General features: G+C 51.7%; 18 protein-coding genes and 1 tRNA gene. 6 read left to right on the top strand and 13 right to left on the bottom strand.

Annotated elements, in window-relative coordinates; all coding sequences use genetic code 11:
• Nucleotides 1–6 precede the first annotated feature (6 nt).
• Nucleotides 7–1164, bottom strand: coding sequence for a quinone-dependent dihydroorotate dehydrogenase (locus HJG54_RS13450; protein WP_316435502.1), 1158 nt, complete (start codon nt 1162–1164; stop codon nt 7–9).
• A gap of 213 nt (nt 1165–1377) precedes the next feature.
• Between HJG54_RS13450 and HJG54_RS13445 the strand changes: the two genes are divergently transcribed.
• Together HJG54_RS13445 and HJG54_RS13440 are read left to right on the top strand one after the other, a co-directional pair.
• Nucleotides 1378–4188: a GAF domain-containing protein gene (locus HJG54_RS13445; RefSeq protein WP_316435501.1), complete on the top strand. Its 2811-nt coding sequence runs from the start codon at nt 1378–1380 to the stop codon at nt 4186–4188.
• A gap of 280 nt (nt 4189–4468) precedes the next feature.
• The gene (locus HJG54_RS13440) at nt 4469–4810 is read left to right on the top strand and encodes an STAS domain-containing protein (protein WP_081914908.1); all 342 of its coding nucleotides are present in this window, start codon (nt 4469–4471) and stop codon (nt 4808–4810) included.
• Nucleotides 4811–4857: 47 nt separating this feature from the next.
• Here HJG54_RS13440 and HJG54_RS13435 read toward each other — a convergent pair whose 3' ends face one another.
• From HJG54_RS13435 to HJG54_RS13410, 6 genes are all read right to left on the bottom strand, one after another.
• Entirely contained in the window at nt 4858–5985 is a 1128-nt protein-coding gene (locus HJG54_RS13435; RefSeq protein ID WP_316435499.1) for a PP2C family protein-serine/threonine phosphatase, read from the bottom strand.
• A gap of 359 nt (nt 5986–6344) precedes the next feature.
• Nucleotides 6345–7217 (bottom strand): response regulator, encoded by an 873-nt coding sequence (locus HJG54_RS13430; protein ID WP_316435498.1) that lies wholly within the window; start codon nt 7215–7217, stop codon nt 6345–6347.
• Nucleotides 7218–7431: 214 nt separating this feature from the next.
• Nucleotides 7432–7590: a hypothetical protein gene (locus tag HJG54_RS13425; protein WP_158673094.1), complete on the bottom strand. Its 159-nt coding sequence runs from the start codon at nt 7588–7590 to the stop codon at nt 7432–7434.
• 8 nt (nt 7591–7598) lie between these two features.
• The gene (locus HJG54_RS13420) at nt 7599–7787 is read right to left on the bottom strand and encodes a CPXCG motif-containing cysteine-rich protein (RefSeq protein WP_036005940.1); all 189 of its coding nucleotides are present in this window, start codon (nt 7785–7787) and stop codon (nt 7599–7601) included.
• Nucleotides 7787–8419 carry a class I SAM-dependent methyltransferase gene (locus HJG54_RS13415; RefSeq protein WP_316435497.1) on the bottom strand — a complete coding sequence of 211 codons (633 nt, stop codon included), beginning with the start codon at nt 8417–8419 and terminating at the stop codon, nt 7787–7789. The genes HJG54_RS13420 and HJG54_RS13415 overlap by 1 nt, the downstream gene beginning before the upstream one ends.
• 92 nt (nt 8420–8511) lie before the next feature.
• Nucleotides 8512–9729: a site-specific integrase gene (locus tag HJG54_RS13410; RefSeq protein ID WP_316435495.1), complete on the bottom strand. Its 1218-nt coding sequence runs from the start codon at nt 9727–9729 to the stop codon at nt 8512–8514.
• Between the two features lie 346 nt (nt 9730–10075).
• On the opposite strand from HJG54_RS13410, the gene hemH reads away from it, so the two are divergent.
• On the top strand, nt 10076–11239 hold the full coding sequence (gene hemH, locus HJG54_RS13405; protein ID WP_316435494.1) for a ferrochelatase: 1164 nt from the start codon (nt 10076–10078) through the stop codon (nt 11237–11239).
• An 83-nt stretch (nt 11240–11322) separates the two neighbouring features.
• On the opposite strand, the gene HJG54_RS13400 is transcribed toward hemH, so the two are convergent.
• The 3 genes from HJG54_RS13400 to HJG54_RS13390 form a co-directional block, all read right to left on the bottom strand.
• Entirely contained in the window at nt 11323–12195 is an 873-nt protein-coding gene (locus tag HJG54_RS13400; protein ID WP_036005946.1) for a phosphatidate cytidylyltransferase, read from the bottom strand.
• 323 nt (nt 12196–12518) lie between these two features.
• Nucleotides 12519–13121: a precorrin-6Y C5,15-methyltransferase subunit CbiT gene (cbiT, locus tag HJG54_RS13395; protein WP_316435493.1), complete on the bottom strand. Its 603-nt coding sequence runs from the start codon at nt 13119–13121 to the stop codon at nt 12519–12521.
• A gap of 59 nt (nt 13122–13180) precedes the next feature.
• Nucleotides 13181–14671, bottom strand: coding sequence for an aminotransferase class I/II-fold pyridoxal phosphate-dependent enzyme (locus HJG54_RS13390; protein ID WP_316435492.1), 1491 nt, complete (start codon nt 14669–14671; stop codon nt 13181–13183).
• A gap of 137 nt (nt 14672–14808) precedes the next feature.
• On the opposite strand from HJG54_RS13390, the gene HJG54_RS13385 reads away from it, so the two are divergent.
• A tRNA-Asp gene (locus HJG54_RS13385) sits at nt 14809–14882 on the top strand.
• Nucleotides 14883–14930: 48 nt separating this feature from the next.
• Here HJG54_RS13385 and HJG54_RS13380 read toward each other — a convergent pair.
• Entirely contained in the window at nt 14931–16610 is a 1680-nt protein-coding gene (locus HJG54_RS13380) for a hypothetical protein (RefSeq protein ID WP_316435491.1), read from the bottom strand.
• Between the two features lie 347 nt (nt 16611–16957).
• On the opposite strand from HJG54_RS13380, the gene glgP reads away from it, so the two are divergent.
• The gene (gene glgP / locus HJG54_RS13375; RefSeq protein ID WP_316435489.1) at nt 16958–21142 is read left to right on the top strand and encodes a glycogen/starch/alpha-glucan family phosphorylase; all 4185 of its coding nucleotides are present in this window, start codon (nt 16958–16960) and stop codon (nt 21140–21142) included.
• A gap of 149 nt (nt 21143–21291) precedes the next feature.
• On the top strand, nt 21292–21618 hold the full coding sequence (locus HJG54_RS13370) for a hypothetical protein (protein ID WP_316435488.1): 327 nt from the start codon (nt 21292–21294) through the stop codon (nt 21616–21618).
• Between the two features lie 76 nt (nt 21619–21694).
• On the opposite strand, the gene HJG54_RS13365 is transcribed toward HJG54_RS13370, so the two are convergent.
• Nucleotides 21695–22570 (bottom strand): fructosamine kinase family protein, encoded by an 876-nt coding sequence (locus HJG54_RS13365; RefSeq protein ID WP_316435487.1) that lies wholly within the window; start codon nt 22568–22570, stop codon nt 21695–21697.
• A 35-nt stretch (nt 22571–22605) separates the two neighbouring features.
• A complete protein-coding gene (locus HJG54_RS13360; protein WP_316435486.1) occupies nt 22606–23907 on the bottom strand; it encodes a M16 family metallopeptidase in 1302 nt (433 codons plus the stop codon).
• Nucleotides 23908–24210: the final 303 nt, after the last annotated feature.

Below are 24210 nucleotides of genomic sequence, written 5' to 3'. Positions count from 1 at the left end.
GGTGGCCTATATTCCAGCTTTCTCGCTCAGGCCGGTCGCTTCAGAAATATGGCTTAACCCGTGGGCTTCCAGTTTTTCTACCAGTCCTTTTAAAATGCGCTGCACCATCCAGGGTCCTTCATAGAGCCAGCCTGTGTAAACTTGGAGCAAGCTAGCGCCGGCGGTGAGTTTTTCCCAGGCATCCTCCGCGTCAAAAATACCGCCAACACCAATAATTGGCAATTTTCCCTCAGTTTGTTGGTAAATGAAGCGAATCACTTCAGTGGCTCGGCTGCGCAGGGGAGCACCGCTGATGCCACCCGCTTCGGCACTGACTGGATTGCCGGTTGCCGCAATGGTTTGCGTGGTTAGCTGATCACGCCGAATCGTGGTGTTAGTCGCAATCAAGCCAGCCAAACGGTGGGTTTGAGCCAGCTCGATCACGGCCTCAATTTCCTCCCAGTCTAAATCGGGCGCAATCTTCACCAAAAGCGGCTTTTTAGCCTGATTTTCCTGTTGCAGCGCCTTCAAAATTGGATCTAGTTGATCGGCAGCTTGCAGAGAGCGCAGTCCGGGCGTGTTAGGCGACGAGACGTTGACAACAAAATAGTCTCCCAGGTGCTGTAACAGCCGAAAGCTCTCCAGGTAATCGACCGCCGCTGCTTCCAGAGGCGTCACTTTTGACTTGCCCAAATTCACCCCCAGCGGAATTAGATTGGTTTCTTCTCGGTCAATCCAGCGCTGTCGCTGCCTTTCCAGACGCTTGGCTAAGGCCGCAGCTCCCTGGTTGTTAAAACCCATGCGATTTAATGCGGCTTGGTCGAGCGGCAGGCGAAACAAACGGGGTGGTGGGTTGCCGGGTTGGGCATGTAGGGTGACAGTTCCCAGTTCAGCAAACCCAAACCCAAAAGCTGACCAGAGACCAGTCGCCACACCGTCTTTATCAAAACCAGCTGCCAGTCCTATCGGGTTCACAAAGGACAAGCCCCACAGTGATTGAATTAGAGCCGGGTGGTAAAAGCGACAGGACTGACTCAGAACTAGCTTGGCCCAGTGCGCAAGTGGGTGATTGGGCTGATCGTCCAGACGACTCAACACTTGCAGCATTTGATGGTGAATTTGTTCTGGATCGGCCTTTAAACCGGAAAACAAAAGGGGGCGAAGCCCAAATTTGTAGATGTCCAAACTGGAAGAAACCTTACGTGCGACCTACTTTCCAGAGTACTGCTTAAATCCCCCAGCCGGGATCTCAAAGCCAGGAACTCAAAAAGGTATCAGACCCCTTTTCTGCGGGAACTTTAGAAACAGGGCTACCCTTGGCAACAGCCACCCCAGTGGAGATTTAGACTACACCTTTAGTAAAATCGCTAACCTGTGCGGCCCAGGAGTTAAGTTGGCATGGTTTTTTCGAAAGAGCCGTCAAACAATGAGAAACAATTAGTTACCCTAGGACGCGCTCTTCAGGCATTACGAGAAGAGGAAACCGTAGATGGCGCTGTCAAAGTTGTCCTGGATTACCTCCAGACCGGATTCGACTATGCGCTGATCTGGGTAGGATTGTATGAGCGGGTAGAGCATCGCCTCTCAGGAAAAGGCGGCTATTGTTTAAATGGGGAAAAGAGCCTGCTGAAACAACGGATTCACCTAAATCCGGGGGATTTGCTAGAGCAGGTTGTCATCCAGCAGTGTTCGCTTGGCGTGCCCGACCTGCGGGAGGAACCCAGGGCCGGGGAATGGCGTAGTATTGCCCAGCGACATGCTATTCAAGGAACCGTGATTTTGCCGATTCGACATAAGGGGCAGTGTTTTGGAGTGGTACTGCTAGGATCACAGCTGTGGGGAACCTCCCCCCACACCGAAGAAAAAGCCCGTCTGACTATGATTCTCGGCAGTTTAGCCGAAGCGCTTTACCAGGCAGAAGTTGAGCAGCGGCGGCGGTTGACCAAACATCCCGATGAACCGTTACTGAACTTGCTATCCCAGTTGCGCAGCCTCCCCACACTGGATAAACGTCTAGAAGCTGTTGTAGAAGCAACCCATCGTTTTATTGCCCCAGACCGCACCCGCATCTATTGGTATGAGCCACAACAGCGTTATTTTTGGCAGCGATCTAGCCATCGCGACAAAGCGACAACCTTAGCCGACAATGGCGAAAATCCGATTTCTGTACAGGATTTGGGAAGTTTCTATCAAGCCTTAACTGCCGATCAGGTGGTGTCGATCGGAGAAGCCCGCAGTTCCCTTAAAGCCGATGCAACCGGACGGCTGATGCAGCAAATCCAGGCCCGTTCTTTGATTGCCGCTCCGATTCTGCTCCAAGGCGAGTTGCTTGGCTTTTTAACCGTTGAAGGCACAGAGGCCCGTATCTGGCACGAGGAGGAAAAGAAATATGTGCGTGGGGTAGCCCAACTGGTGGCTCTCGTTGCCCCGCTAGAAGACATTGAAGCAACGATTCAGCAGGTCAAACAAGATCAGAGCTTAACAACTGAGGTGACCCATGCCCTCTACAGCGAAGCCGATTGGCAAAGTACCATGCACCGTTGTGCCGATCGACTGCTGCAACGCCTGAAAGCCGAACGGTTCTTGGTCTTGCTCTACAATCCGGACCGCAAAAAGTTCGAGATTTGCTACCAGCAGCAAGCTCCCAATCGTCGGCCAATTGTTGGTTGCCTTGATACCCTCAATCCGGTCGATTGGCAGATGCTAGAGCGTAGTACCGAGGCGATTGGCATCGAGAATCTGGAATCGGACCTGAAGCTGATGGCTTGGCGGCAGCTTTGTCTAGACCTACAGGTGCGGTCACTGCTGGTGTGCAGTACATCGGTTGGTAAACCGATTGAGGGAGTGCTAGTGATCGGCCATGAGGCGACCCGCAGTTGGAACCGAGCTGAGCGCGAGCTGTTGAAAGTAGTTAGCCAGCAGATTGGCCTATTGTTGCACCAATTCAAGTTGCAGGATCAGACTGAGCAGCTCCGCAAAACCTATCAGGCGGTTCAGTGGGGATTGGCCACCATGCAGCAAATTCAGCAGCTAGAGCGCTTAGAGCAAGCCTCTGTACAGCAGATTGCCCAATTGCTACAGGTTCCCCTAACAGCCCTAGTCACCTGGCAACCCGGACACCCAACCGCTCAAATCAGAGCCGCCACCTCCACTAAACCCCAATTCGGAGTGGCAACCGAAGCGGAAATTTCTGTAGTCAATGATCCACTGCTGCAATGGGCCTTGCAAAACGACGACTTGCAGCCTCTTCCGACCAATCAGCTGAGTCCACAGACGCGCCAGTGGCTGAATGGTGCTGATCTAGACCAAATTTTGGTTTATGCCCTGCGTACTGCTCCAGAGCACGAACCGACCGGCCTAATTGTGATTGGTGACCGGGCTGAACGAATTTGGTCTCAGCATCAGCTGAGCGCTGTTGGCATTTTAGTCAATCAGTTGGCTTGGTGCCGTCGTTATCTAAAGCTGACTGCAACCCTCGTGATGCAGCGCAGCACCCTAGAGCAGCTCAATTGGTACAAACACCGGCGCTTAGAGGAAATCTATCGCATTCTGGGCATAGGCGTGCGGCGGTTAAATGAATTAAGCCACCAAAAAGATGCCCTATCGAGCCTGCGCTATCAGCAAGTTTTACGTCATCTAGGCAATACATTGACGGCTGCTACCCCGCTGCTGAAACAGGAACAATGGCAATTTGAAGATGACTATGAAACCATTCCCCTCGCTAGCCTAATGAAGCGGTCTCTAGAGCGGCTCGATCACCTGATCAAACAGCGGCAGCTCTGGTCACAGGTGCATAACGAAGCCAATCTCAGCATCGGCGGCAATATTGCCAAAATCGAGTGTATTGTGCATGAAATCTTGATGGCGGCCTGCTTGCGTTCTCCTATTGGCGGACGGCTCGATGTCTGGTGTCGGCAACTGGATGACCACTGGCTGGAGATGTCCATTACTGACAATGGCTTGATTGAACCCCAATTATTGGAGCAGATGAACACTGGGCGAGGTGGAGACCTGTTGGTTCCATCGCTGCTTGACGAACCCCCCGGACTGCATCTTGCCATTTGCCAAGCCTTGATCCGACGCATGGGGGGAGAATTTATGCTGGATCAACTAGAAGACGGACGCATGCTAAGCCGTTTGATTATCCCGGTTGCGATTGGTGCAACGTCCCCAATCCGCGGTGAGCACGAAATCAGCGGCTTCTTCTAGTGGGCTTAATTTTAAGTTTTTTAAGCATCCCGATTTCTAGTCTGGGAATACTAAGGATGAGTTGTTCAGATAGGTTGGTCAAATAAGTTGTTCAACTCAGGGCAGCTTCTGAGGAAACTCTAAACCTAAGTTCACGGGAAGTTTACAATCAGCTGCCTATAATCGATCTGTTCACCGTTCTATCCCTGATGGTCTGATTTCTCAGCCGTTCGATCCTGAATTAGGTGCTTATCCCTTACTCACACGACGCTTATAACCTGCTCACTTACTCAAATTCATTATGTTGGCAACCGAAGTTATTCAACTCAGCGGAATCCTAGATAGCACTAAGACCCAAGAACTACGCGACCGGGTTGACCAAGGCATTGAACAAGGAGCAAAGATCATCTTGGTGGATCTCAAAGACGTGACGTTTATGGATAGCTCAGGCTTGGGCGCTTTGGTGACGGCCTTGAAAACGGTGCGGTCGGAAGGAGGAAAGCTATGCGTATGTTCGGTGAACGATCAAGTGAGAATTCTGTTCGAGCTAACTAGCATGGATCGGATATTTGAAATTTTCCGAGATCAAAACGATTTTTATAAAGTCAATGGTCAGGTAACGAGCAGCGTCAACCTCAATTAACGCACGAATTGCGCCAAAAATTGCGCCAAAAATTGCGCCAAAAATTACTAGGCAAACTGAATTTTAAGCAGCGACACATCGTCATTAAACGTGCCAACAGCATTGGTTTCTTGAACCTGCTGCAAAATGGCATCGGGACTGAGATCAGGGTCGAGCTGGGTCAGCAGCCGAATGAAGTCATCCAAACTCCAATTGTGATGCCCTATCGGATTAAGTTCATAGATACCGTCACTAAACACGTAGAGCGTTCCATGCACAGGTATGGTACAACGCTCGCAGGTGAAGGCAACGTCTGGAAGCATACCAATGGGTAACGATGGGGTCCGCAAATGCTGTACCTGTTGACTAGGTTGCTCTGGGGTGATCAACACAGCGGGTGGATGACCCGCACTGGCATAGGTGAGCTGGCGCTTGACTCGGTTGTAGACCCCGTACCAGATGGTGAAGTATTTCTCGTTCTGGGTGCTCATCTGAAACGTGTCATTCAGCCCTTTCAGAACATCTTGAGGTTGATAAAAATTAACGTTGGGCAATGATTGGGAGCGCAGTAGATTCAGCACCAGAATTGAAGGCAGAGCTGCGGCTAAACCATGACCTGAGACATCTAGCAAATACATAACCAGGTAGTCAGGATCGAGCCAAAAATAGTCAAAACAGTCGCCACCCAACTGCCGCGAGGGGATAAAGCGAGCCTCGACCGTGACTTCACCGCTCATGGGAGGAGGCAACAGTGCTCGGACATAGGCAGCCGCCTCGGCCAATTCAGCTTCTAAAATCTCCTTCTGCGTTTGCAAATCCTGGCTGACCTGATGTAGCCGTAAGCCAGCCCGCACTCGTGCTTGCAGTTCAGCAATCTCAATCGGTTTTGATAAAAAGTCATCTGCGCCAGTATTGAGTCCTTCAATCCGGTCATCCAGACCAATTCGAGATGTTAAAAGCAGAAAAAAGGTAGTAGATAGGTGGGGATTGGCTTTTACCTGACGGCAAACTTCTAGCCCATCGAGATAGGGCATCATCCAGTCGCAAATGATGAGAGCAGGCTGATTTTGGCAGGCCATCTCTAATCCTTCTCTGCCGTTGGATGCTACCAAAACCTCATGCCCCTGATGTTGTAGCGCTCGCTGAATGATCTTTAAGACAGTTGGGTCATCATCAATTACAAGAATTCTAGACATCTTAAAAATCGAGCGGTGCTAAACAGTTTTGCCAAACAATTCTTTCAATCAGTCCTTTCAAACAGTTCATTCAAACCATTCAAATAAATCTGCAAGCCAAACTGACTACTTACCCTGGGATTAAGAGTAAGCAAGACGGCAATTCATAATCGGGCATCCTGATTTATTAAAAATAGCATTAGTCGGTTTTTTTGTTTTTTGAATTTCGTTGATAGCACCAGCATAATCAGAACTGCCTGAGCAGCGCAGTGTTTGAACCCAATAGCAGAAAAAACCTTAGATCGATAGAATCTTTGGCGGTTTTGGGGTGGATTTTGGTTTAATCTAGCTCTTTTCAGCAAATGATAGGTGACCTAATTTTAATTATTAGAAATGCTTTGATCGGAACTACTAAAAAGAGCTTGAAGTTGATTGAAAGCTTGGTTTAATTGCTGCATCGAGTAATCTACCTGATCTAACTGCTGCTGTTTAGCGTGATGCTCCAATTGCTCAGCAATTTCGGTTAACATTTTGGCCCCAACGCTGGCGCTAGCTCCTTTGATGTGGTGAGCAATTCGCTCGATATGCTGAAAGTTCAGCTTACTGTGGGCCTGCTGGAGCTGCTGAAGCTGGTCCTGGGTATCTGCATGATAGAGTTGCAACAGTTCTTGCTCAAATTCTGGATTGTGATCGGAGAGTTGATGAAGTTGAATTAGGTCGAAATGAAGCTCCCATAGCGAAGAGCGATAGTCGGGGAATATCGGCTGCTCCTCGTTGACCGCCATCAGCAATTGGGCAGAAGGGCTGGTTTGACGCAGATATTGGTTCCAGCGGTTTAGAGTCGCAGCTAGAACCTCTCGGCGCAGGGGCTTGGTCAAGAAATCATTCATCCCAGCTGCAATCGCCTCTTCTTTGATACGAGGATCATCACTGGCTGTGAGAGCAATAATGATGCTTCTGTTTCGATTGAGCTGCTGTTCGCGCTGACGAATCAGACGTGTGGCAGTATAACCATTCATTTCGGGCAGGCAACAATCCATAAACACAATGTCGTAGCAGCGTTGGACGATGGCATCTAGGGCTGCCTGACCTGTGGCAACAGCATCGGGGTGATAGCCACAAAATTGCAATTGCCGCATAATTACTTTCTGATTTGTCAAATTATCTTCTACCACTAGGATATTGAGCATCGGCAACTGAGTCGCTGATGCAAGCGGCTGCGGATGGGATGGTAATTCTGGTTCAATTCCCATAGTGGCTACGATGCGCAATCGATTAATAGTATTCTGTTGCAACTAGCAGTTTTTAGACCAGCCCACCTCCACTAAACCTACTCCAACAGCCTTTGTTACTGTGATGCCATGGAGTAACGATGTGCTATTCTTCCCAGTTTAATTGAGCAAAACGATCAGCATCCAGTACAGATGATTCCTGATAATTTTCGTTTAGATTGCTAGTGCAGATTAATTATTCCCCGATCAGCCAAGCCAGTAAGCTGAGGCCAAGGGTCAGCATCAACCAGGAAGGCAAATGAAACGAAGCTAAAAACTCAAGCGGCTCTAAAAGCAGCTTGTTCACAATCAGTACAAAAAACAGCAGAATGCTAGCAAGGGTTAAGAATGTCATTGCGGTTTTTATCCTTCATACTCGCTGCTAATTTCAATGTCTAAGCTCTCTTCGTCAATGTGGATGTAGAGAATGTTGGGACGGCAACAAATTTGGCAGTCTTCGACGTAGGATTGATCACCACCCGCACTGAAATCAATGAACGTTAAATTGGGTTCACCACAATAGGCACAATAATATTCGGCTGTATTTTGCATTATTGTGTTCCTTTGCGAGCATGAACAACTTGCAAACTTCCTCCAGCATAAAGGGTCCGATCAGCTTCCTGAAAACCCACTCTTGCTGATAAATCCAACAAATCGGTTTTGATGAATTGCCAAGCTGTCTCGGTCTCAAACAATAGCAAAAATAAATTTAATCCTAAGCTATATAACCAATTCACCGGAACATAAAAATCAATCAGTGTGAAAACGCCTCCTGGTTTCAGCACCCGATGCACTTCCTGCATGATTCGCCATAGCTGAACCGGACGCATTTCGTGCAGACCAAGGCTGACGTGAACCAGATCAAATTGCTGATCCTCAAACGGCATAGCTTCTGCCCAACCTCTGACATACTTGGCTTCAGGCACATTTTGGTTAGCGCGTTCAATTGCAATCGGTGAAGCATCAAACCCAATGACATGGGCAGAGCGTGTTACTAAAAATCGCGTGGCCTGCCCATCGCCGCAACACAAATCCAGGAGGTGCAGATCGGGAGTAATTTCTAATCCGTCTAGAGCCAACTGACGAAATTTGGTTTCTCCTCCCACCGTAAGGGCTGCCAATCGAATCACCCCATCATAAAACCAGGGGTAGCGATAGCTCCACTCTCTAAGAATTGTTGCCACAATTGACAAATCCTAGTGATTCTATGTATTTATAACCAACTTTAAGGCTTTTCCCGGCTTTCTGTTCAGGAGGGGCAAGTTATTTCCTGCTTTTATGACAAATTGTTCTCCGGTTGAGGTGCTTGCAAATTGCTGCGGCTGAGGGCTGTTTTTACCGCTTGCTGCTGGTCGCGCAGGGTAATCCAGCGATGGTAAGTCCGGTTATGAATCGCCACCGAGTGCCCCATCATGCGAGCAGCCACCGCATCGGGAAGGTCGAAATGGATTGTTCGGACTGCCCAAGCATGGCGCAAATCGTAGGGCGAGAACGGAATTTGATAGCGGCGAAACTGACAGTTAACCTGTTGCCCAATCCGCCGCAGTGTGGTTTGGCTCAGGTCAGTATTGAGTGCGGGTAGAGTTACCTGCCGTAAATTGAATTGCTCAACCCATTCTGGATAGAACGGCCAAACAGCATGACTGCCGGTCTTGCTGGTCTCTAGCACTTCAATCACCGCCTCGGATTGCCCCAACACCAGCCCGCTGTAGTCACAGAAAAATACCTCGTGATTCCTCAAGCCATAGGTTGCCATGATGCCATAGACAAATTGCCAGGCTGGGTTGGGAATTTTACCAAAGGCTGTGACAATTTCTTGATCGGAAGGCAAGCGGCGGGTTTTGGTCTGGTTGGGGCCATAGGTGCCCCAATAGGTTTTGAGCGGAATTGGCAATTCCAGATGCAAAAACTCGGCTAAACCACTCAAGGCGGTGCAGCAAATCTGCCGACTGCGGCTGTTGGAGCGGGTCGCCTGCACAGTGGCATAGATCGCTTCTGGCAGACTGAGGTGGGGACGAGCTTGGACAATCTCTTCTAGTTTGCGCAGATACGGAGCATAGGCCGCGTCCCAAGTCGTTTGGCGTGATGCTGCTTGGGCAAAGCCGGAACCATCTTGCAGAAAACTTTGCTGAAAGGCTGCCAGTTTCTCGGCCAAGTCCATTTGATGCAGGCGGCCTCCAGCCACAGGTAAATACTGCTGCCAGTCAAAGCAGTTTTGAATCAACTGGGCCGCAATCACTTTGGCTTCCTGTTCGGCTTGCTTCAGGCCAGCGGCAGTGGCTGGTAAGTTAAGGCTGATCCGCTGCTGATGGGGCCGTAGCCGATCACTCCCCGGTCGAGGCGGCAGAGTTCCCCGCAGACTTAGCTTTTGCCCGCGTCGTTCAACCTGGAGGCCAAGTTGGGCGACCTTTAAGCGGTGATTTACCTTGGCAATTTGGTCGTCAATACTGGTTGTGGCAGTTGGACTGGTAGATTGGCCAGGGGATTTAGGCATGCCTATTCACTGAGACGGATCGCTTTTTATTCGGGCGCTCGAAAGCAGGTTGGGGGGAAAGAAAAACCTGGTAGCGCAGGAGAAGATCATTTTAACGATTGCTAAAGATTGCTTTTGCGGGCAGTCAACCCCAAGAATGGATTCAAGAATTGATATTAAGGCAGATTATAAAGAATTGCGCCTTTCTAATTTTTGAGCGGAGAAGCACACGCAGCAAAAGCTTCAGAAGAAGGCATGCATTTTAGTGTGAATTTCAGTAAAGTGAAATCTGAGACAAACGCTGAAACAGGTGGAGTTTATTGTTAAAATCGGTAACAAATATTAAGGGCAAGGAACTGGAATTACTATGGGTCGTGTTGGCGTCTTATTACTCAACCTGGGTGGACCAGACCAGCTTGAAGATGTTCGCCCTTTTCTCTTCAATTTATTCTCTGACCCAGAAATTATTCGGCTGCCCTTTGCTTGGCTGCAAAAGCCGCTGGCTTGGCTAATTTCTACTAGTCGTGCCAAGAAATCGCAGGAGAACTATAAGCTGATTGGCGGCGGTTCACCCCTGCGTCGGATTACCGAAGAGCAAGCTCAAGCCCTCCAGTCAGCTCTACGCGAACAGGGACAGGATGCTCAGGTCTATATCGGTATGCGCTACTGGCACCCATTTACCGAAGAGGCCATTGCTCGAATTAAGCGAGACGGTATTGAGCGGTTGGTGATTTTGCCCCTCTATCCGCAGTTTTCCATTAGCACTAGCGGTTCCAGCTTTCGGCTGTTAGAAAAACTCTGGCAGGAAGACCCGACCCTGCAAAAAATTGACTATACGGTGATTCCCTCTTGGTACAAGCAGTCTGGCTACCTCAAAGCGATGGCCCAGTTAATTGCCCAAGAGTTAGACCAGCTTGCCAATCCAGACGAGGCTCATATTTTCTTTAGCGCCCACGGCGTGCCATTGAGCTATGTCGAGGAGGCGGGTGACCCCTATCAGCAGGAAATCGAAGAGTGCACGGAGCTGATTATGCGGACCCTGAATCGCCCTAACCCTTATACCCTGGCCTATCAGAGCCGTGTGGGTCCGGTCGAGTGGTTGAAGCCCTATACCGAGGAGGCCATCCCGGAACTGGCGGAACAAGGCGTGCAAACCCTGGTTGTGGTGCCGGTCAGCTTTGTTTCGGAGCACATTGAAACTCTGGAAGAGATTGACATCGAGTATCGCGAACTTGCAGAAACCTCTGGTATTCACCATTTTCAACGGGTGCCCGCTCTCAATACCCATCCGGTGTTTATCAACGATCTGGCTGAGATGGTGCTGAATGCGATGCACTCTCCCAGTCTGAAGCTGGATGAGGTGCCCCAGATGCGAAAGCAGGTGAAGATGTATCCCCAGGAACGCTGGGAATGGGGTTTGACAACTTCGGCTGAGGTTTGGAACGGGCGGATTGCCATGATTGGTTTCATTGCTTTGCTGATTGAGCTGATCAGCGGGCATGGTCCCCTGCATTTCGTAGGTCTGCTGTAGTGCTCGCCATGCTTTAGTTCTAGGTTGGTTCTAGGCTAGCTCAGTTGCAGCGGTTCTTCATCTGGGGCGCAAATTGCTGGAAGTCAGGCAGGCAAAAGGGGCAACAGCAGCGTGACAAAGTAATACACCAACGGCGCAATGAAAACATAACTGTCGGTGCGGTCGAGAATTCCACCATGACCAGGAATTAACTGACCTGAATCCTTAACCCCGGCATCGCGTTTCATCATCGACTCAGTTAGATCACCCAAAAGGCTGGCAATACCGATTAACAATCCAAGCGCCATGCCGCTTAACGGTGACCCAGCCCAACCCAAGTACCAGGAGCCAACGGTCGCTACCGCAATGCTGCCTAAAACGCCGAAAATTGCACCTTCAACGGTTTTCTTAGGGCTGATATCCGTCAGGCGAGTTTTGCCAAATAGCTTGCCGAAAATGTAGGCCCCAATATCAGCCGCCCAGATACAGGCGAAGGCAAGTAGAGTCACCGTCAAGCCAGGAGGCAATAACTGGGGATGGGGCAGGGGAAACTCTGGTAAATAACCACCCAGGGGCAAATTGCTCGCTTCTGGGCTACCCAAATTCCGCAGCCGCACCCAGTAGCTGGGTAAATAGCCGCCGTAGAATAGGCCCAAGATTGAGGAGGAGATATCAGCAATGGTGGCCAGCTTGGGCTGAAACAACAGGTAGAAACAAATCAACGTTCCAGCTACTGGCATTACGGCATCGACTAAATTGGGAGCTAGATTGGCTGTAATCAGCAAAATCAGACTCACTACAATAGTGGTTTTAGCAGCCGGAGCAATGCCAGTTGCACGAACTAAATCAAAGTACTCGTGCAGCCCCAAATAGACAATCACGCCAAAACCAACCGTAAAATACCAACCACCCAAGACAATCATCCCCAGAGCAAGGACGATAGCAACAATAGCACTGAGGATTCGCGATAACGGCATAGGGAATAAATTGACAATAGACTGACCTGAACTGAAGTAATGGATGATCTCTCATGCCTTTTCAGACAGCCTCTTAAATTCAGGTTAAGAATCACTCTGGCATAAATCGACCAATTTTTAGCGATTTGGATTCTGCATTACCAGAACGAGAGGGTCAATTTTTAACTGAATTCTTGCTCTGAATAAATTCAGTCTTCATTACTCTCATTGCTTCAACCACATGAATTCAGATGGTGTCTTGGCAGATTGCACCCACTGGAAACCTGTGGCTATGCTCATGGCAAATTTAACCTACAACCCCGATCTGGCCCAACACAATCTCCCTATTCTAATTTTTCTCCGCTAAGGATATATATGGGATCTACGGCTGCAAACACCTGGTGGTTGCCGCGAGTTTCCAGGCGGTTGATGGCCGACTGTACCACCTCAACATTACGGGCCTGAACTTCTGCCAGACTCTCAGAGATGGCGTATAGCGTTTCAAAATTAGTAGCCGTTGCGACGATCCGCCCTTGGGGTTTTAACCGCTGCCATGCTGCTTGCAGAATGGTCTTGATCGCTCGCCCACCTTCGATACAAATACGGTCGGGGGCTGCTTTTAACTGCTGAAGACAGTCAGGCGCACTTCCTTCCAAGATCTCGACATTCTCCACGCCAAAGCGGTCACAGTTGCGACGAATCAAACTGGCTACCTCTTCATCCCGCTCAATGGCGACAATTTTGCCTTGGGGACAGAGCAGTCCTGCTTCTACTGGAATGGTGCCCGTTCCCGCACCGATATCCCAAACCACCGAGTCAGCCAGCAGCCGCATTTGGGCCAGTAGCAGCAGTCGAATCTCGCGTTGGCTCAGCGGAATACCAGGCAGTCGCTCAAACAAATGGTCAGGAATGCCGGGGGTGACATAGGGCCAGAGAGCAGATGACATAACGGCAAAGAGGATGAACAGGTCAGAAGGTCGATATAGCAGATCACTTGCTGATTAAATCATTGTTTCCCCGTTTCATCATTACTCGTTTGACGGATCACTCTTAGGGTATCGAGCGTGGGGTCAGCACAACCACTCAGGATACCGCCACTGGCTAAAATCTGCCTCAGGTAAGCAACCGCCTCAGCTGTAATCAATTCTCCTGGCAGCAAAACCGGAATACCGGGCGGATAGGGACAGATCAATTCGGCGCTGATCTGATGAATTGCCTGTTCTGTGGGTAGGACGAGGGTGGGGGAGAAGAAGGCAGCACGGGGGGAGATGGTGGGGGGTGGGGGGTGAGGGGTGAGGGGTGGGGGGTGAGGGGTGGGGGGTGAGGGGTGAGGGGTGGGGGCTAGGGATTGGCAGGCTTGGATGAGGTGAGCGATGTCGGCTGGGGTGTTACCAGGGGTGAGGATGAAGGTGAGTGTATTTAGCCCTGGCAGTTCGGCGGTGACATTCAGGCTTTGGTGTAGGATTTCGTCGGCTTGGAAGCCGGTTAGTCCCAATCCGGTAATATCAATCGTGAGACGGGTGGGATCGAGCTGGTAGCGGTTGGTGGGTGATTGGCTAGAGGTGGTGAGTACGGCCAGTCCGGGAATTTGACTGAGCTGAGTTCTGGCTTGGGCGGCGAGGTGGAGGGTTTGATCGAGGAGGGCTTCGCCTGTGGTGGCCATCTGCTGACGGGCGGCATCGAGGGACGCTAGGAGCAAATAACTGGGGCTAGTAGATTGGACAAGCTGGAGGGCTTGGCTAATGCGGTTGCGGTCCAGACGATTGCCTTGGACATGCAGCATGGCGGCCTGGGTTAGGGCAGACAGAGTTTTGTGAATCGATTGCACGGCGAGGTCAGCACCACTGGCTAGGGCTGAGGGTGGCAAATCAGGATGGAAGGCTAAATGGGCGCCGTGGGCTTCATCGACAAGCAGAGGAATGTCGTACTGTTGGGTAATTTGGGCAATTGAGGCGATGTCGGCACAAATCCCGTGGTAGGTCGGCGAAACCAGCAGCACGGCTTTGGCATCGGGATGCTCGGCCAAGGCGGCTTGAATAGAGGCCGGAGAGGGGCAGAGAGCGATTTGCCAGTCTGGGTCATAATCGGGTTCCACCCAAATCGGGATAGCTCCGGATAAAATCAGCGCTGAAATCAATGACTGATGGGCATTACGCGGCACGATCAGACGCTCTCCTGGGCAGCAGGTGGCTAATACGGCAGCAGCAATCCCGCAGGTTGAACCATTGGCTAAAAACCAGGTTTGTTCAGCGCCAAAGGCAGCAGCAGCTAAGGCTTGGGCAGCTTGGATCACGCCAGTCGGGGCAAATAGGTTATCGAGTTCGGGCAATTCGGGCAGGTCGGCTCGGAAGACCTGGGTTCCTAGTAGGTTGGCTAACGGCGCGGGGGCGCTTTGGCCCTGTTTGTGACCGGGCGTGTGGAAGGCAGCTCGCTGGCGGTTGGCTAGGGTTTGAAGGCAGTCGAGTAGGGGAGCCGCCTGTTGGTTGGCTGGGGTCATGGCAAAGGCAAAACGAAGTCGGTAATCCCCTATTTTGTAGCTCGGCTCAAACTTTAGCCAAAACTTTAGCCAAAAATCGCCGCTAAAAATTTGACAAACCTCTCCTGGCTAAGGATAATAGAGATCGCGCCAATTGAGGGACCGTAGTTCAATTGGTTAGAGCACCGCCCTGTCACGGCGGAAGTTGCGGGTTCGAGCCCCGTCGGTCCCGTCCAAGATTAGTCGGAATTAGCTAGATTCCGGATTTAACCCTGAGACTTCAACTTGGTTGGAGTAGGATTCTGCGTCGGTAGGGAGCTAGTGTGTAGCCTGCGACCTCCGTTGGTTCACCGATTTTGACCAAACATTCGCCAAACTGCTCGGTTTCTTCGGGAAACTCTTCTAACCAAGAATTTTTGGCTAGGTAAACTGTCTGGGCATTCAGCACGCGCTCCACACACCGAAAGCAACGGCCACTAGGACGACGCACAGGCGGCTCCTCAACATTAAGGCAAAACGTCTGACCATACTCGTCAAATTGGGTACAGCTCTGCAAGTGGGGATTGACGCTGCACAGCAAATAGGCAGTCCAGTGATTGCCAATGATGCCAACCGGCCCCAACCGCTGAATCTCCTGCAGCCGCACAACGGTGGGCTGAAACTGCTCTAACCCATACACGGAAGCCGGTAAGGTAGCACTGCCCACTACAGCAACTACTAACAAAATTGCCCAGAGGGGTTTGGCGGCTAGGCGGGGAATGCCTTCGGTAAACAATAGGGCGGCAACCCAACCCAGAATGTAGAGCGGCACAAAGTAGCGCTTACCGGAGCCATTGTCGATTGAGTTGATGTAAACCCACTGGGACCACAAGATGGCGATCAACCCGAGCACGACATTCGCCACCAGCACCCCCAACCAAGGAGACAGCGCTAACCGAGGCAGGGGATATTTTCTCAGCCAAGCCTGGAGTAACCAAACTAAGCCATAGACCGCCAAAAAGGTGGCTGCACAGGCCCAGAAAGCGACAATCGACCCTATCCAAATGTTTCGTAAGCGGTCGCTTTGTAGCGCTAGGGCTTGAATGGTCGGCTGGCTGAATAGGTCGAACAGAGCTTTAGCTTGTTCCCAACTGTTGACTTGCAGCAGTGGCTCATTCGATGGAGCAGCGTGTTGCTTAGCATAGCGGATGAATTCAACCCCATAGCGCGAGGTGAGTAAGATAGTGCCAGCCTCCAGCGCTAGCAGCGCAATCACCAGCAGAATATTCCATGACCGGGAAAGCCTCGGTAGGACCGGCGTCACTGGAGCAGTCCAGATGCGGTACAGCATTCCACCAACGGCCAAGACACCGATTAGCGCCATCGAAATCATGCTGAAATCTGAAGCCCAGTAGCTGATAAACAAACAGGCCACCGCCGCCGCAATCATTAGATGACGTAGCCCCAGGCGCAACAATCCGGGGGGATGGGGCAGTTTTGTAATCAGCGCCATTGCCAGTCCTAGAAAGGCAAGCTGAGCCGAGTAGGGATGCCCCAGCATCAGTAGAAAGGCAAAGGGATGGGGCGGCAAAAACCAAACCAGGGCAAATAACATTCTGGCTAAATTCGTTTTGAAAATCGCAGCAAAAGCTAAATAACCGATGCCTAGGACAAAGTATTGCGCATAGGAAACGGCTTCAATCGGAGAAAGGCGGCTATGTTGCAGTAGAACATTGCCCAACACCGGTAGAATACTGCCACCGCGCTGCTGCCCCCAATAATACAGATCGGCTGGCAACTGCAAATCTGCCGTCATCAAAACATGAATCGCCTGATCCGCATCAAAATCTACCGCCAGGAATCCAGCATAGGCATGGAATGAAACCCAGAAGGCAATTGCTGCTACCGCTAGGGCAAGCGCCTTCATGAACAGATTATGCTGCCAAATAAAGCGGAAAATCGCTTGAATTTTGTTTAACATGCAGATGATGCTGGATTGTCTCAGGATGGTCTCAGGCAGTTGCGGTTCTAAGCTTGGGGCTAAGCTCCGGTGCTAAAAGGATTTATTTTTAGCACAACCATCTGATTCCAGCACTTAATTTCAGCAAATCTAGCTGCATTCACTGGTAACCTGCTGAATCAACCCGCTGGTTCCCGCTCAATAAGGTATAGAGCAAAACTTCCTTTTCTCGGAGTTTCTGAGAGTATCGCTAGCGGTCTGATTATGCCTCTACCTCGTGCAAACCTGACACATTTTGGTATTTTTCTATGCTTCAGAGAGGGTGCCCCTTTTTCCTGAAGTTGGTGCTTGTATTTCTGGCATCGACAATGCTTCTCACATCGCCTGCGCTTGCGCTTGAGGTTGCGGCTGTGCCGGTTGAAGTCACCAATCGGGAACCGGTGCGGATCGATGGCTCTGACAATATGGCGGCGATCAATCAACTGCTAAAACAGCGCTACGAGCAGCAGTTCCCTGGTGCCGAGGTGAAGCTGAACACCAGCAGTACCGAAACAGCCATTGAGGAATTACTGAATGACGAAATCGATCTGGCGGCGATCGGGCGTCCCCTAACGGCAGCAGAAAAAGCCCAGGGGCTAAAGGAAGTTCCGATTAGCCGCGAAAAAATTGCCATTATTGTCGGTCAGGAGAATCCTTTCAAAGGCGACCTGACGGTGGAGCAGCTCAGCCAAATTTTTGGCGGCGAAATCACGGACTGGTCAGAGGTAGGAGGTGAACCCGGCCCGATTCGGGTAATCGATCGGCCCATTCTCAGCGATACGCGCTTAGCACTGCGGCGATATCCCATGTTTCGAGACCCCGACTTTGCCAAGGGCGAGCAGGTGATACGCTTAGATACCGATGATACAGCCGCCGTAATTCGAGCCTTGGGTCGCGACGGAATTAGCTATGCCATTGCCAGTCAGCTCGCCGAGCAAGACCAGGCCCGGATTGTCAAACTCGTGCTCAGGCTAGATGTCTTGCCCGACGATCCGCTCTATCCCTATACCCAGCCCCGTGGCTATGCCTATAAACAAACTCCGACCAGTGCAGCACAGGCATTTTTAGGCTTCGCGACAGCTAAATCCGGACAAGCGGCGGTGGCCAGCGCCAAAATCACGGAAGCGAAAGCGGTGGCCGAGGGTGAACCAGTAGCACTCCCGGTAGCGCAGCCCGTAACGCCAGATTTAGATCAGCCAGCTATTCTGCCCACCGAGGATCGCACCTGGTTTTGGTGGCTCTGGTTGCCGCTGATTTTGGTAGGACTGTTGATTGGTTGGCTGACTACAAGGTTTCGTCCTCCAATTACCAAGGAGCAAGCCCCGCCTGAACCAACTCCGGTACCTGAGCCACCCAATGGGACCACCAGTCCAGTCGTTGCGACAGCAGAGGTTGAAGAAGAGATTGAAGAAGAGGAGCCGCCCGTTTCGCAACCGATGCCGCTGACAGCGCTAGAGCCAGTTGCCGAGGAAGAACCCTCTGATGATAGGGAGAGGTCAGTGCCGCTTCCAGATGCTGAGTCAATTGACTCAGGGACGATTGACTCAGTGTCTGCTGAACCTGCTGAAGCGGATACCGAAATTACGGCTGAGGTTGTGGAAGTGGTGGAAATGTCAGACGTGATTGAGGCGGAACTAGTTGAAGCGGCAGAGGCCGAACTAGTCGAAGCGGAGCTGATTGAAGCCGAACTCGTTAGAGCCGAACTGGTCGAAGCGGAGTCAGCTGAAGCGCCAATTGCAGCGCCAGTTGCAGAAGCGCCAATTGCGGAAGAGCCAATTGAAACAGCCGAAGCAGCGGCAGAGACGCCCTTTGTCTGGGAGGAAGGCAGTCCAGCCTTCGCTGAACCAGAATTGCCTGAGGCAGAATTATCACCTGATGTGGTCAGCGGAGCAGACCGAGCAACAGCAGCGGGTCGATTACAAACATCAGAATCATCAGAATCATCAGAGACAGCAGCGGCTCTGGTTTCGGCTGAGTTGGTACAGCCCCGCACCGTATGGCGCATTCCGGCTGATTTCTTGGACCAACGAGCCGTAGGCACAGAACTACCTGATTTAACAGCCCCGCTAGATTCAGCAGGTCTCCAGCAGGCGTTTCTACATTACCTGTACCGGCAAAACCTGGAGACAGCTACTTTGCTAGAGCAATACACCACTCTGGCAACCCTGTTACGGGACCGCATGCTAGCGCTCAGCCTACCGGGAGCGAAGCTGGGACAAGAGACGCGGCTAGTCGGAGAAATTGCGGCAGAGTTCATGCCCGGTCCCCATTTAGCCAACAGTTTGCTCAATCTGGGGTTGATGTCCCAGGCGCAGCAGGCCATGCAGGACCTGGGCCTCGATCTGAAGCAGATCATCGACCAAGAAGAAGAACCGGGATTGGGTAAAGGTGGATTAGGGCGGCTGATGGTTTGCTACCTGGAGTCGCTGGCGACCCTTAACATTCCAGCCATCGGCTATGGCATCCGCTATGAATACGGCATTTTTGACCAGGAGATCCACGATGGATGGCAAGTCGAAGTTACCGACACCTGGCTGCGCCACGGCAACCCCTGGGAAGTGGAACGCCCCGATCGGTTCGTGACCGTTCATTTTGGCGGTTCCAGCTCTGCCTATGTCGATGACCAAGGCCGCTATCGAGTTCGCTGGCTGCCGGCTGAAACCGTGCGGGGTGTTGCTTACGATACGCCCATACCGGGCTACCAAACATCAACCGCTAGCTTGATGCGCCTCTGGAAAGCCGATGCTAGCGACCTGTGTAAAGTGCTGTATCCGGTTGATATTGATTTACAAGGAAAAGCGCTGCGGCTGAAGCAACAGTACTTTTTAGTCGCCTGTGCATTGCAAGATGCCATGCGGCTGCACCTGGAAGCAGGAGGACAACCTGAAACCATTCATCAACGCTGGGCGCTCCAGCTTAACGACACCGATCCAACCATTGGCATTGCCGAGTTGATGCGGTTATTCGTCGATGACTATCAGATTGACTGGGAGCAAGCTTGGGAAATTACCCAGCGCACCTTTGGCTACACCAACCACAGCCTGATGCCAGAAACACTAGACGACCAGTGGAGCGTGGGCGTGTTTGGCTACTTCCTGCCGCGTCATCTAGAAATCATCTACGAAATCAACTATCGCCTACTGGAAACGGTGAAGGCATTGTTCCAGCAGGATCCGGCCCGCCTCAGCCGCATGTCGTTGATCGATGAACGGGGAGAGCGCTACATTCGGTTGAATTATCTAGCAACCGTAGGCAGCCACGCGGTGAATGGGGTTTCGCAATTGCATACCGAATTGCTAAAGCAGACGGTTTTCCGAGATTTTTACCAGCTATACCCCGACAAATTCAGCAGCAAAACCAATGGAGTCTCTCCACGCCGCTTCTTACTGCAGACGAATCCCGAACTGGCCAATTTGATCACCAGCAAGCTCGGTCAGGGCTGGATTCGCAACCTCGACCAGTTGAGAGAGTTGGAAGCTTACGCCATCAATCCAGGCTTTCGTAGGGAATGGCTGCGGATCAAGCAGGTGGCCAAACACGAACTGGCTACTCGCATCCGCCACCAGACCGGCCTTGAGGTGAATCCCAACTCGCTGTTTGATGTGCAGGCGATGGTGATCCACGAATACAAGCGGCAGCATTTGAACCTATTGCATATCCTCACGCTGTATAACCGGATCAAAGCTAATCCCCAGGTTGAAATTGCGCCTCGCACCTTTATCTTTGCAGGCAAAGCTGCCCCCGACTACTCCACTGCCAAGCTGATCATCAGGCTGATCCATGCCGTGGCCGATCTGGTGAATAGTGATGCCGCTGTGCGAGACCGCTTAAAGGTGGTGTTCCTGAAAGATTTCAATATCAAAACCGCCCAGCCTATCTATCCGGCCATTGACCTATCCGAGCATATTTCCCTGGCCGGTACCGAAGCTGCTGATACCGGCAATATGATTGCGGCCCTGAATGCGGCCCTGATTATCGGCACACCCGACGGCACCAACCTAGAACTTCGCGATGCGGTAGGAACTGACAACTTCTTCCAATTCGGGTTAACGGCAGCAGAAGTGCAGCAACGGCGCAGCCAATATAACCCCATGACGCTCTATCAGGCCAATGCCGAACTGAGGGGAGCCATCGATTTACTATCCTCTAAGCAACTAACCCAGGGCAACACCGAGCTATTTCAGCCGCTCATCAACCTGCTGCTCTATAGCGATCACTATCTGCTTTTGGCCGATTACCCCTCCTATGTAGCTTGCCAGGAGCGAGTCAGCCGAACCTATCGCGATCCAGAGGAATGGACCCGCATGTCGATCCTGACCACAGCGCGGATGGGACGGTTCTCGTCAGACCAGGCAGTGCGAGACTACGCGGCAGCGATCTGGAAGGTCACCCCTACCATTGGCGACTCCCCCAATGACTCCCCCAAGTCAGCAGTTAATTCGTCAGCCAACCCAGCAGCCAATCCAGAGCTAGAGCCAGAAGCAGCTACGGAGTCGATGCCAACAAAAAAGTAGCCGAGCTGATTCGTCCTCAGGAAACTCAGAACCAGCAACCGAGTCCGACGATCAGCCAGGATTTCACCCATCAAATCAAGCCACAGGCAATCGAGACTGAACTCAAAGTCCACAGTCGGCAAAATTGCTATCTGCTAGATGCGGCAGCCATGCAGCAGTTGCAACATCAGGTTTCGGTGCCGGTATCGCTGGAGGTCGGCACTCACATGGTTAGCCTGAGACGAGTTTGCGTTAGCAGCGGAGGAGTTGACCGGGCCAGTGAACCCCTTGTAATGCTGTGGATCTATGGCGGCAACGTTGTGAATCAGAAAACAGGCGTTCCGGTTGCGGCTACCTGGTCAACCCTCAACGGCTACGACGACATTCTAACGCTAGAGGTACTGGAACCCACCACACTATATGCCTTCTGTCTCGGCAGCGACACCATCGATCAAACAACAAACAGCGAACTCCAGCTTACAATCGTCCGGATTTAAGCCAGAAACCGTTAATCTAGGCTCCCCCTACCCCCTACCCTCTACCCTCTACCCCTACTCCCCTGCCCCATCCGCCTCACAGCAACACCGCGATCATCTGATTGGCCTGGGACTCGTAGCCACCGCCGAACTGATTGAAGTGATTCAGAATGTGGTAGAGGTTGTAGAGAATTTGGCGCTGCTCATAGCCCGGTTCTAGCGGAAAGGCGGCGTTATAGGACTGGTAGAAAGCAGCTGGAAAACTGCCAAATAACTGGCTCATCGCCAGATCGACTTCGCGGTCGCCAAAATAGGTCGCTGGATCGAGAATCACCGGTTCACCCTGTTTCGTCACTGCCGCATTTCCCGTCCACAAATCGCCATGCACCAGAGAAGGTTGGGGACGGTGGCCCGCCAGAATTTCAGGAACGGCGGCCAGTAATTTCTCCTGCTTGGGAAAGTGGCCGCCCCGCCGATTCGCTAACTGAAACTGATAGCCCAAGCGATGCCGCGTGAAAAACTCGACCCAGTCGTCGGTCCAGGTGTTGATTTGGGGAATAAACCCAATTGTGTTGTCCTGCTGCCAACCAAAGCGGTCGCTGGTGACGCGGTGCATTGTCGCTAAATTGCGCCCCATCCTTTCCCAGGCTGATTGGTCTCCGTAGCCCAAATCCAGCCATTCCATCACAATGTAGGCCGACCGCTCTGCCACCCCCCAGCAGACGGGAAGCGGGACACGAATCGTTTGACTCTCAGCAATCTGCCGCAATCCCAGCGCCTCAGCTTCAAACATCGCCACGCGGCTAGCCTGGTTCAGCTTCACAAAGTAGGCCCGCTCCTCCTCTGAGACTACATAGGTCTGATTGACACTGCCACCCCCTACTGAACGCCGATGCCCAATTTGAAAAGGTTGGCCGGTGGCTTGGCTGATCTGCAGAGCAATCTGGTTCCACATAGCAGAGTGGGACATCATAGCGGCAGTAGAAAAGGCTAGGGATTAACTTAAGCTTAAGCTTGAGGTTTGAGGACAACAACGCGGTAGGCGTCGGGAGCAAGGTACTGCTGTACAGCGGCTTGCAGGGCTTGAGCGTTGAGGGACTGAATTTGGTCAGGATAGCTGAGGGCAGGAGCCAGATCGCCGATGATCGACTGGTAATAGCCATACAAGCTAGCCCGATCGCTGGGAGTTTCGTTACCAAAAATATAGCGATTCGCCACCAGAGTACGGACGCGCTGAATTTCCGCTTCGCTAATCAGTTCAAGGTGTAGTCTGCGAATGTGATCGAGGATCAACGCTTCTACGGTGTCCAGGTTCTCGACTGGCAGTTGGGCAGAGATATAAAACAACCCCTGGCGAATATAGGTCATATTGCTGACAGAAATCCCGGAAACCAACCCCCGCTCTTCGCGCAGGTCACGCACTAACCGAGCGGTTCGTCCCTGTCCCAATATCGAGGCCAAGACATCTAGAGCATAGGTCTGGGGCAGATCAGCCATACCCGGCACCCGCCACAGAATGCCCAAGCGGGCCTGCTGCAAGCTATTGTCGATGTGTTCATAGCGCTGAATGCCAGTAAACGCAGCTTCTGGGCTGAGTTCTGGTAAATCGGGCGGACAGAAGCTGATTGGCTCAGATCGGTGAGCTTCGGCCTGAGCGAATCCAGCAGCAACAATCTCGATCAACTGCTCGACGGGTAAATTCCCGACGACAGAAGCCGTAATCGACTGAGGCCGATACCAAGTGGCGTGAAAATCGCGCATCTGCTGGGACTTCAAGTGTTCGATTACTTCGGAAGGTCCCAAAACCGGACGACGGTAGGGCAGGTGCTCAAAGGCGGCCTCCATGAGCCGGTAGTAGGTGCGCCGCCGTGGGTTATCTTCTGACCGACGAATTTCTTCCAGCACAACCGACCGTTCCCGCTCAAAGGCCACATCTGGAATCGCCGCGTTCAACACCACTTCAATTTGAAGCGGTGCCAGGGTGGCAAAGTCCTTCGGCGCTGTAGTGATGTAGTAGTAGGTATAGTCTTGGCTCGTAGCTGCATTCGTCACCGCACCCCGCTGTTCAATCTCTCGCTCAAATTCACCGCTTTGTAAGCGAGCCGAGCCTTTAAAGATCATGTGTTCCAGAAAATGGGCCATACCATTGATGTCATCAGTCTCGACGGCGGAGCCGACCCCCAACCAAAGACTCAAGTTAACGGCCTCTACAGGCATTTGTTCAGCGACGATAGTCAGACCATTGGGCAAGCGGTGAACGGTAGGTGCATTAATCCGTGCTGCCGCAGAGTTCGCGAGAATTGAAGTCATGCAGTTTTTAAGAGCTGTTTTAAGGGGTTGATACGTTCTTCAACTATCTTAATTAGTACTGAGTAATTCCAGCCAATTAAGTAGGTGGGCGCAATGATTGAGAAGACGCATTTCGACTCCGCTCAATGCGCAACGTTTCGGGAAGCAGAGGGTTGAGCGGAGTCGAGACCCGGCATTGTGGAGCGAAGATTAATTTAGCCTACCTACTTACAGAGTAGATCGAGAGCGGGCATCTGCCATCGCCATGAGATGGTTGTAGACACCGTAGGAGGATGCCAAGCGTATGTCCAATCACTCAACTGA

Origin of the sequence: Leptolyngbya sp. NK1-12 (genome assembly GCF_032598965.1) — a bacterium.
In the GTDB taxonomy this organism is placed as follows: domain Bacteria; phylum Cyanobacteriota; class Cyanobacteriia; order Elainellales; family Elainellaceae; genus Elainella.
The sequence above is the reverse complement of the archived record's forward strand: the minus strand, read 5'-3'. Positions and strand labels throughout refer to the sequence as shown.

Coding starts and splice junctions, on each gene's coding strand:
- glgP (WP_316435489.1), top strand. CDS start 16,958: ATGCTTCTCACATCGCCTGCGCTTGCGCTTGAGGTTGCGGCTGTGCCG.
- HJG54_RS13425 (WP_158673094.1), bottom strand. CDS start 7,590: ATGACATTCTTAACCCTTGCTAGCATTCTGCTGTTTTTTGTACTGATT.
- HJG54_RS13435 (WP_316435499.1), bottom strand. CDS start 5,985: ATGTCTAGAATTCTTGTAATTGATGATGACCCAACTGTCTTAAAGATC.
- HJG54_RS13440 (WP_081914908.1), top strand. CDS start 4,469: ATGTTGGCAACCGAAGTTATTCAACTCAGCGGAATCCTAGATAGCACT.
- HJG54_RS13390 (WP_316435492.1), bottom strand. CDS start 14,671: ATGACCCCAGCCAACCAACAGGCGGCTCCCCTACTCGACTGCCTTCAA.
- HJG54_RS13365 (WP_316435487.1), bottom strand. CDS start 22,570: ATGATGTCCCACTCTGCTATGTGGAACCAGATTGCTCTGCAGATCAGC.
- HJG54_RS13360 (WP_316435486.1), bottom strand. CDS start 23,907: ATGACTTCAATTCTCGCGAACTCTGCGGCAGCACGGATTAATGCACCT.
- HJG54_RS13380 (WP_316435491.1), bottom strand. CDS start 16,610: ATGTTAAACAAAATTCAAGCGATTTTCCGCTTTATTTGGCAGCATAAT.
- HJG54_RS13420 (WP_036005940.1), bottom strand. CDS start 7,787: ATGCAAAATACAGCCGAATATTATTGTGCCTATTGTGGTGAACCCAAT.
- HJG54_RS13370 (WP_316435488.1), top strand. CDS start 21,292: ATGCAGCAGTTGCAACATCAGGTTTCGGTGCCGGTATCGCTGGAGGTC.
- HJG54_RS13400 (WP_036005946.1), bottom strand. CDS start 12,195: ATGCCGTTATCGCGAATCCTCAGTGCTATTGTTGCTATCGTCCTTGCT.
- hemH (WP_316435494.1), top strand. CDS start 10,076: ATGGGTCGTGTTGGCGTCTTATTACTCAACCTGGGTGGACCAGACCAG.
- HJG54_RS13430 (WP_316435498.1), bottom strand. CDS start 7,217: ATGGGAATTGAACCAGAATTACCATCCCATCCGCAGCCGCTTGCATCA.
- cbiT (WP_316435493.1), bottom strand. CDS start 13,121: ATGTCATCTGCTCTCTGGCCCTATGTCACCCCCGGCATTCCTGACCAT.
- HJG54_RS13445 (WP_316435501.1), top strand. CDS start 1,378: ATGGTTTTTTCGAAAGAGCCGTCAAACAATGAGAAACAATTAGTTACC.
- HJG54_RS13410 (WP_316435495.1), bottom strand. CDS start 9,729: ATGCCTAAATCCCCTGGCCAATCTACCAGTCCAACTGCCACAACCAGT.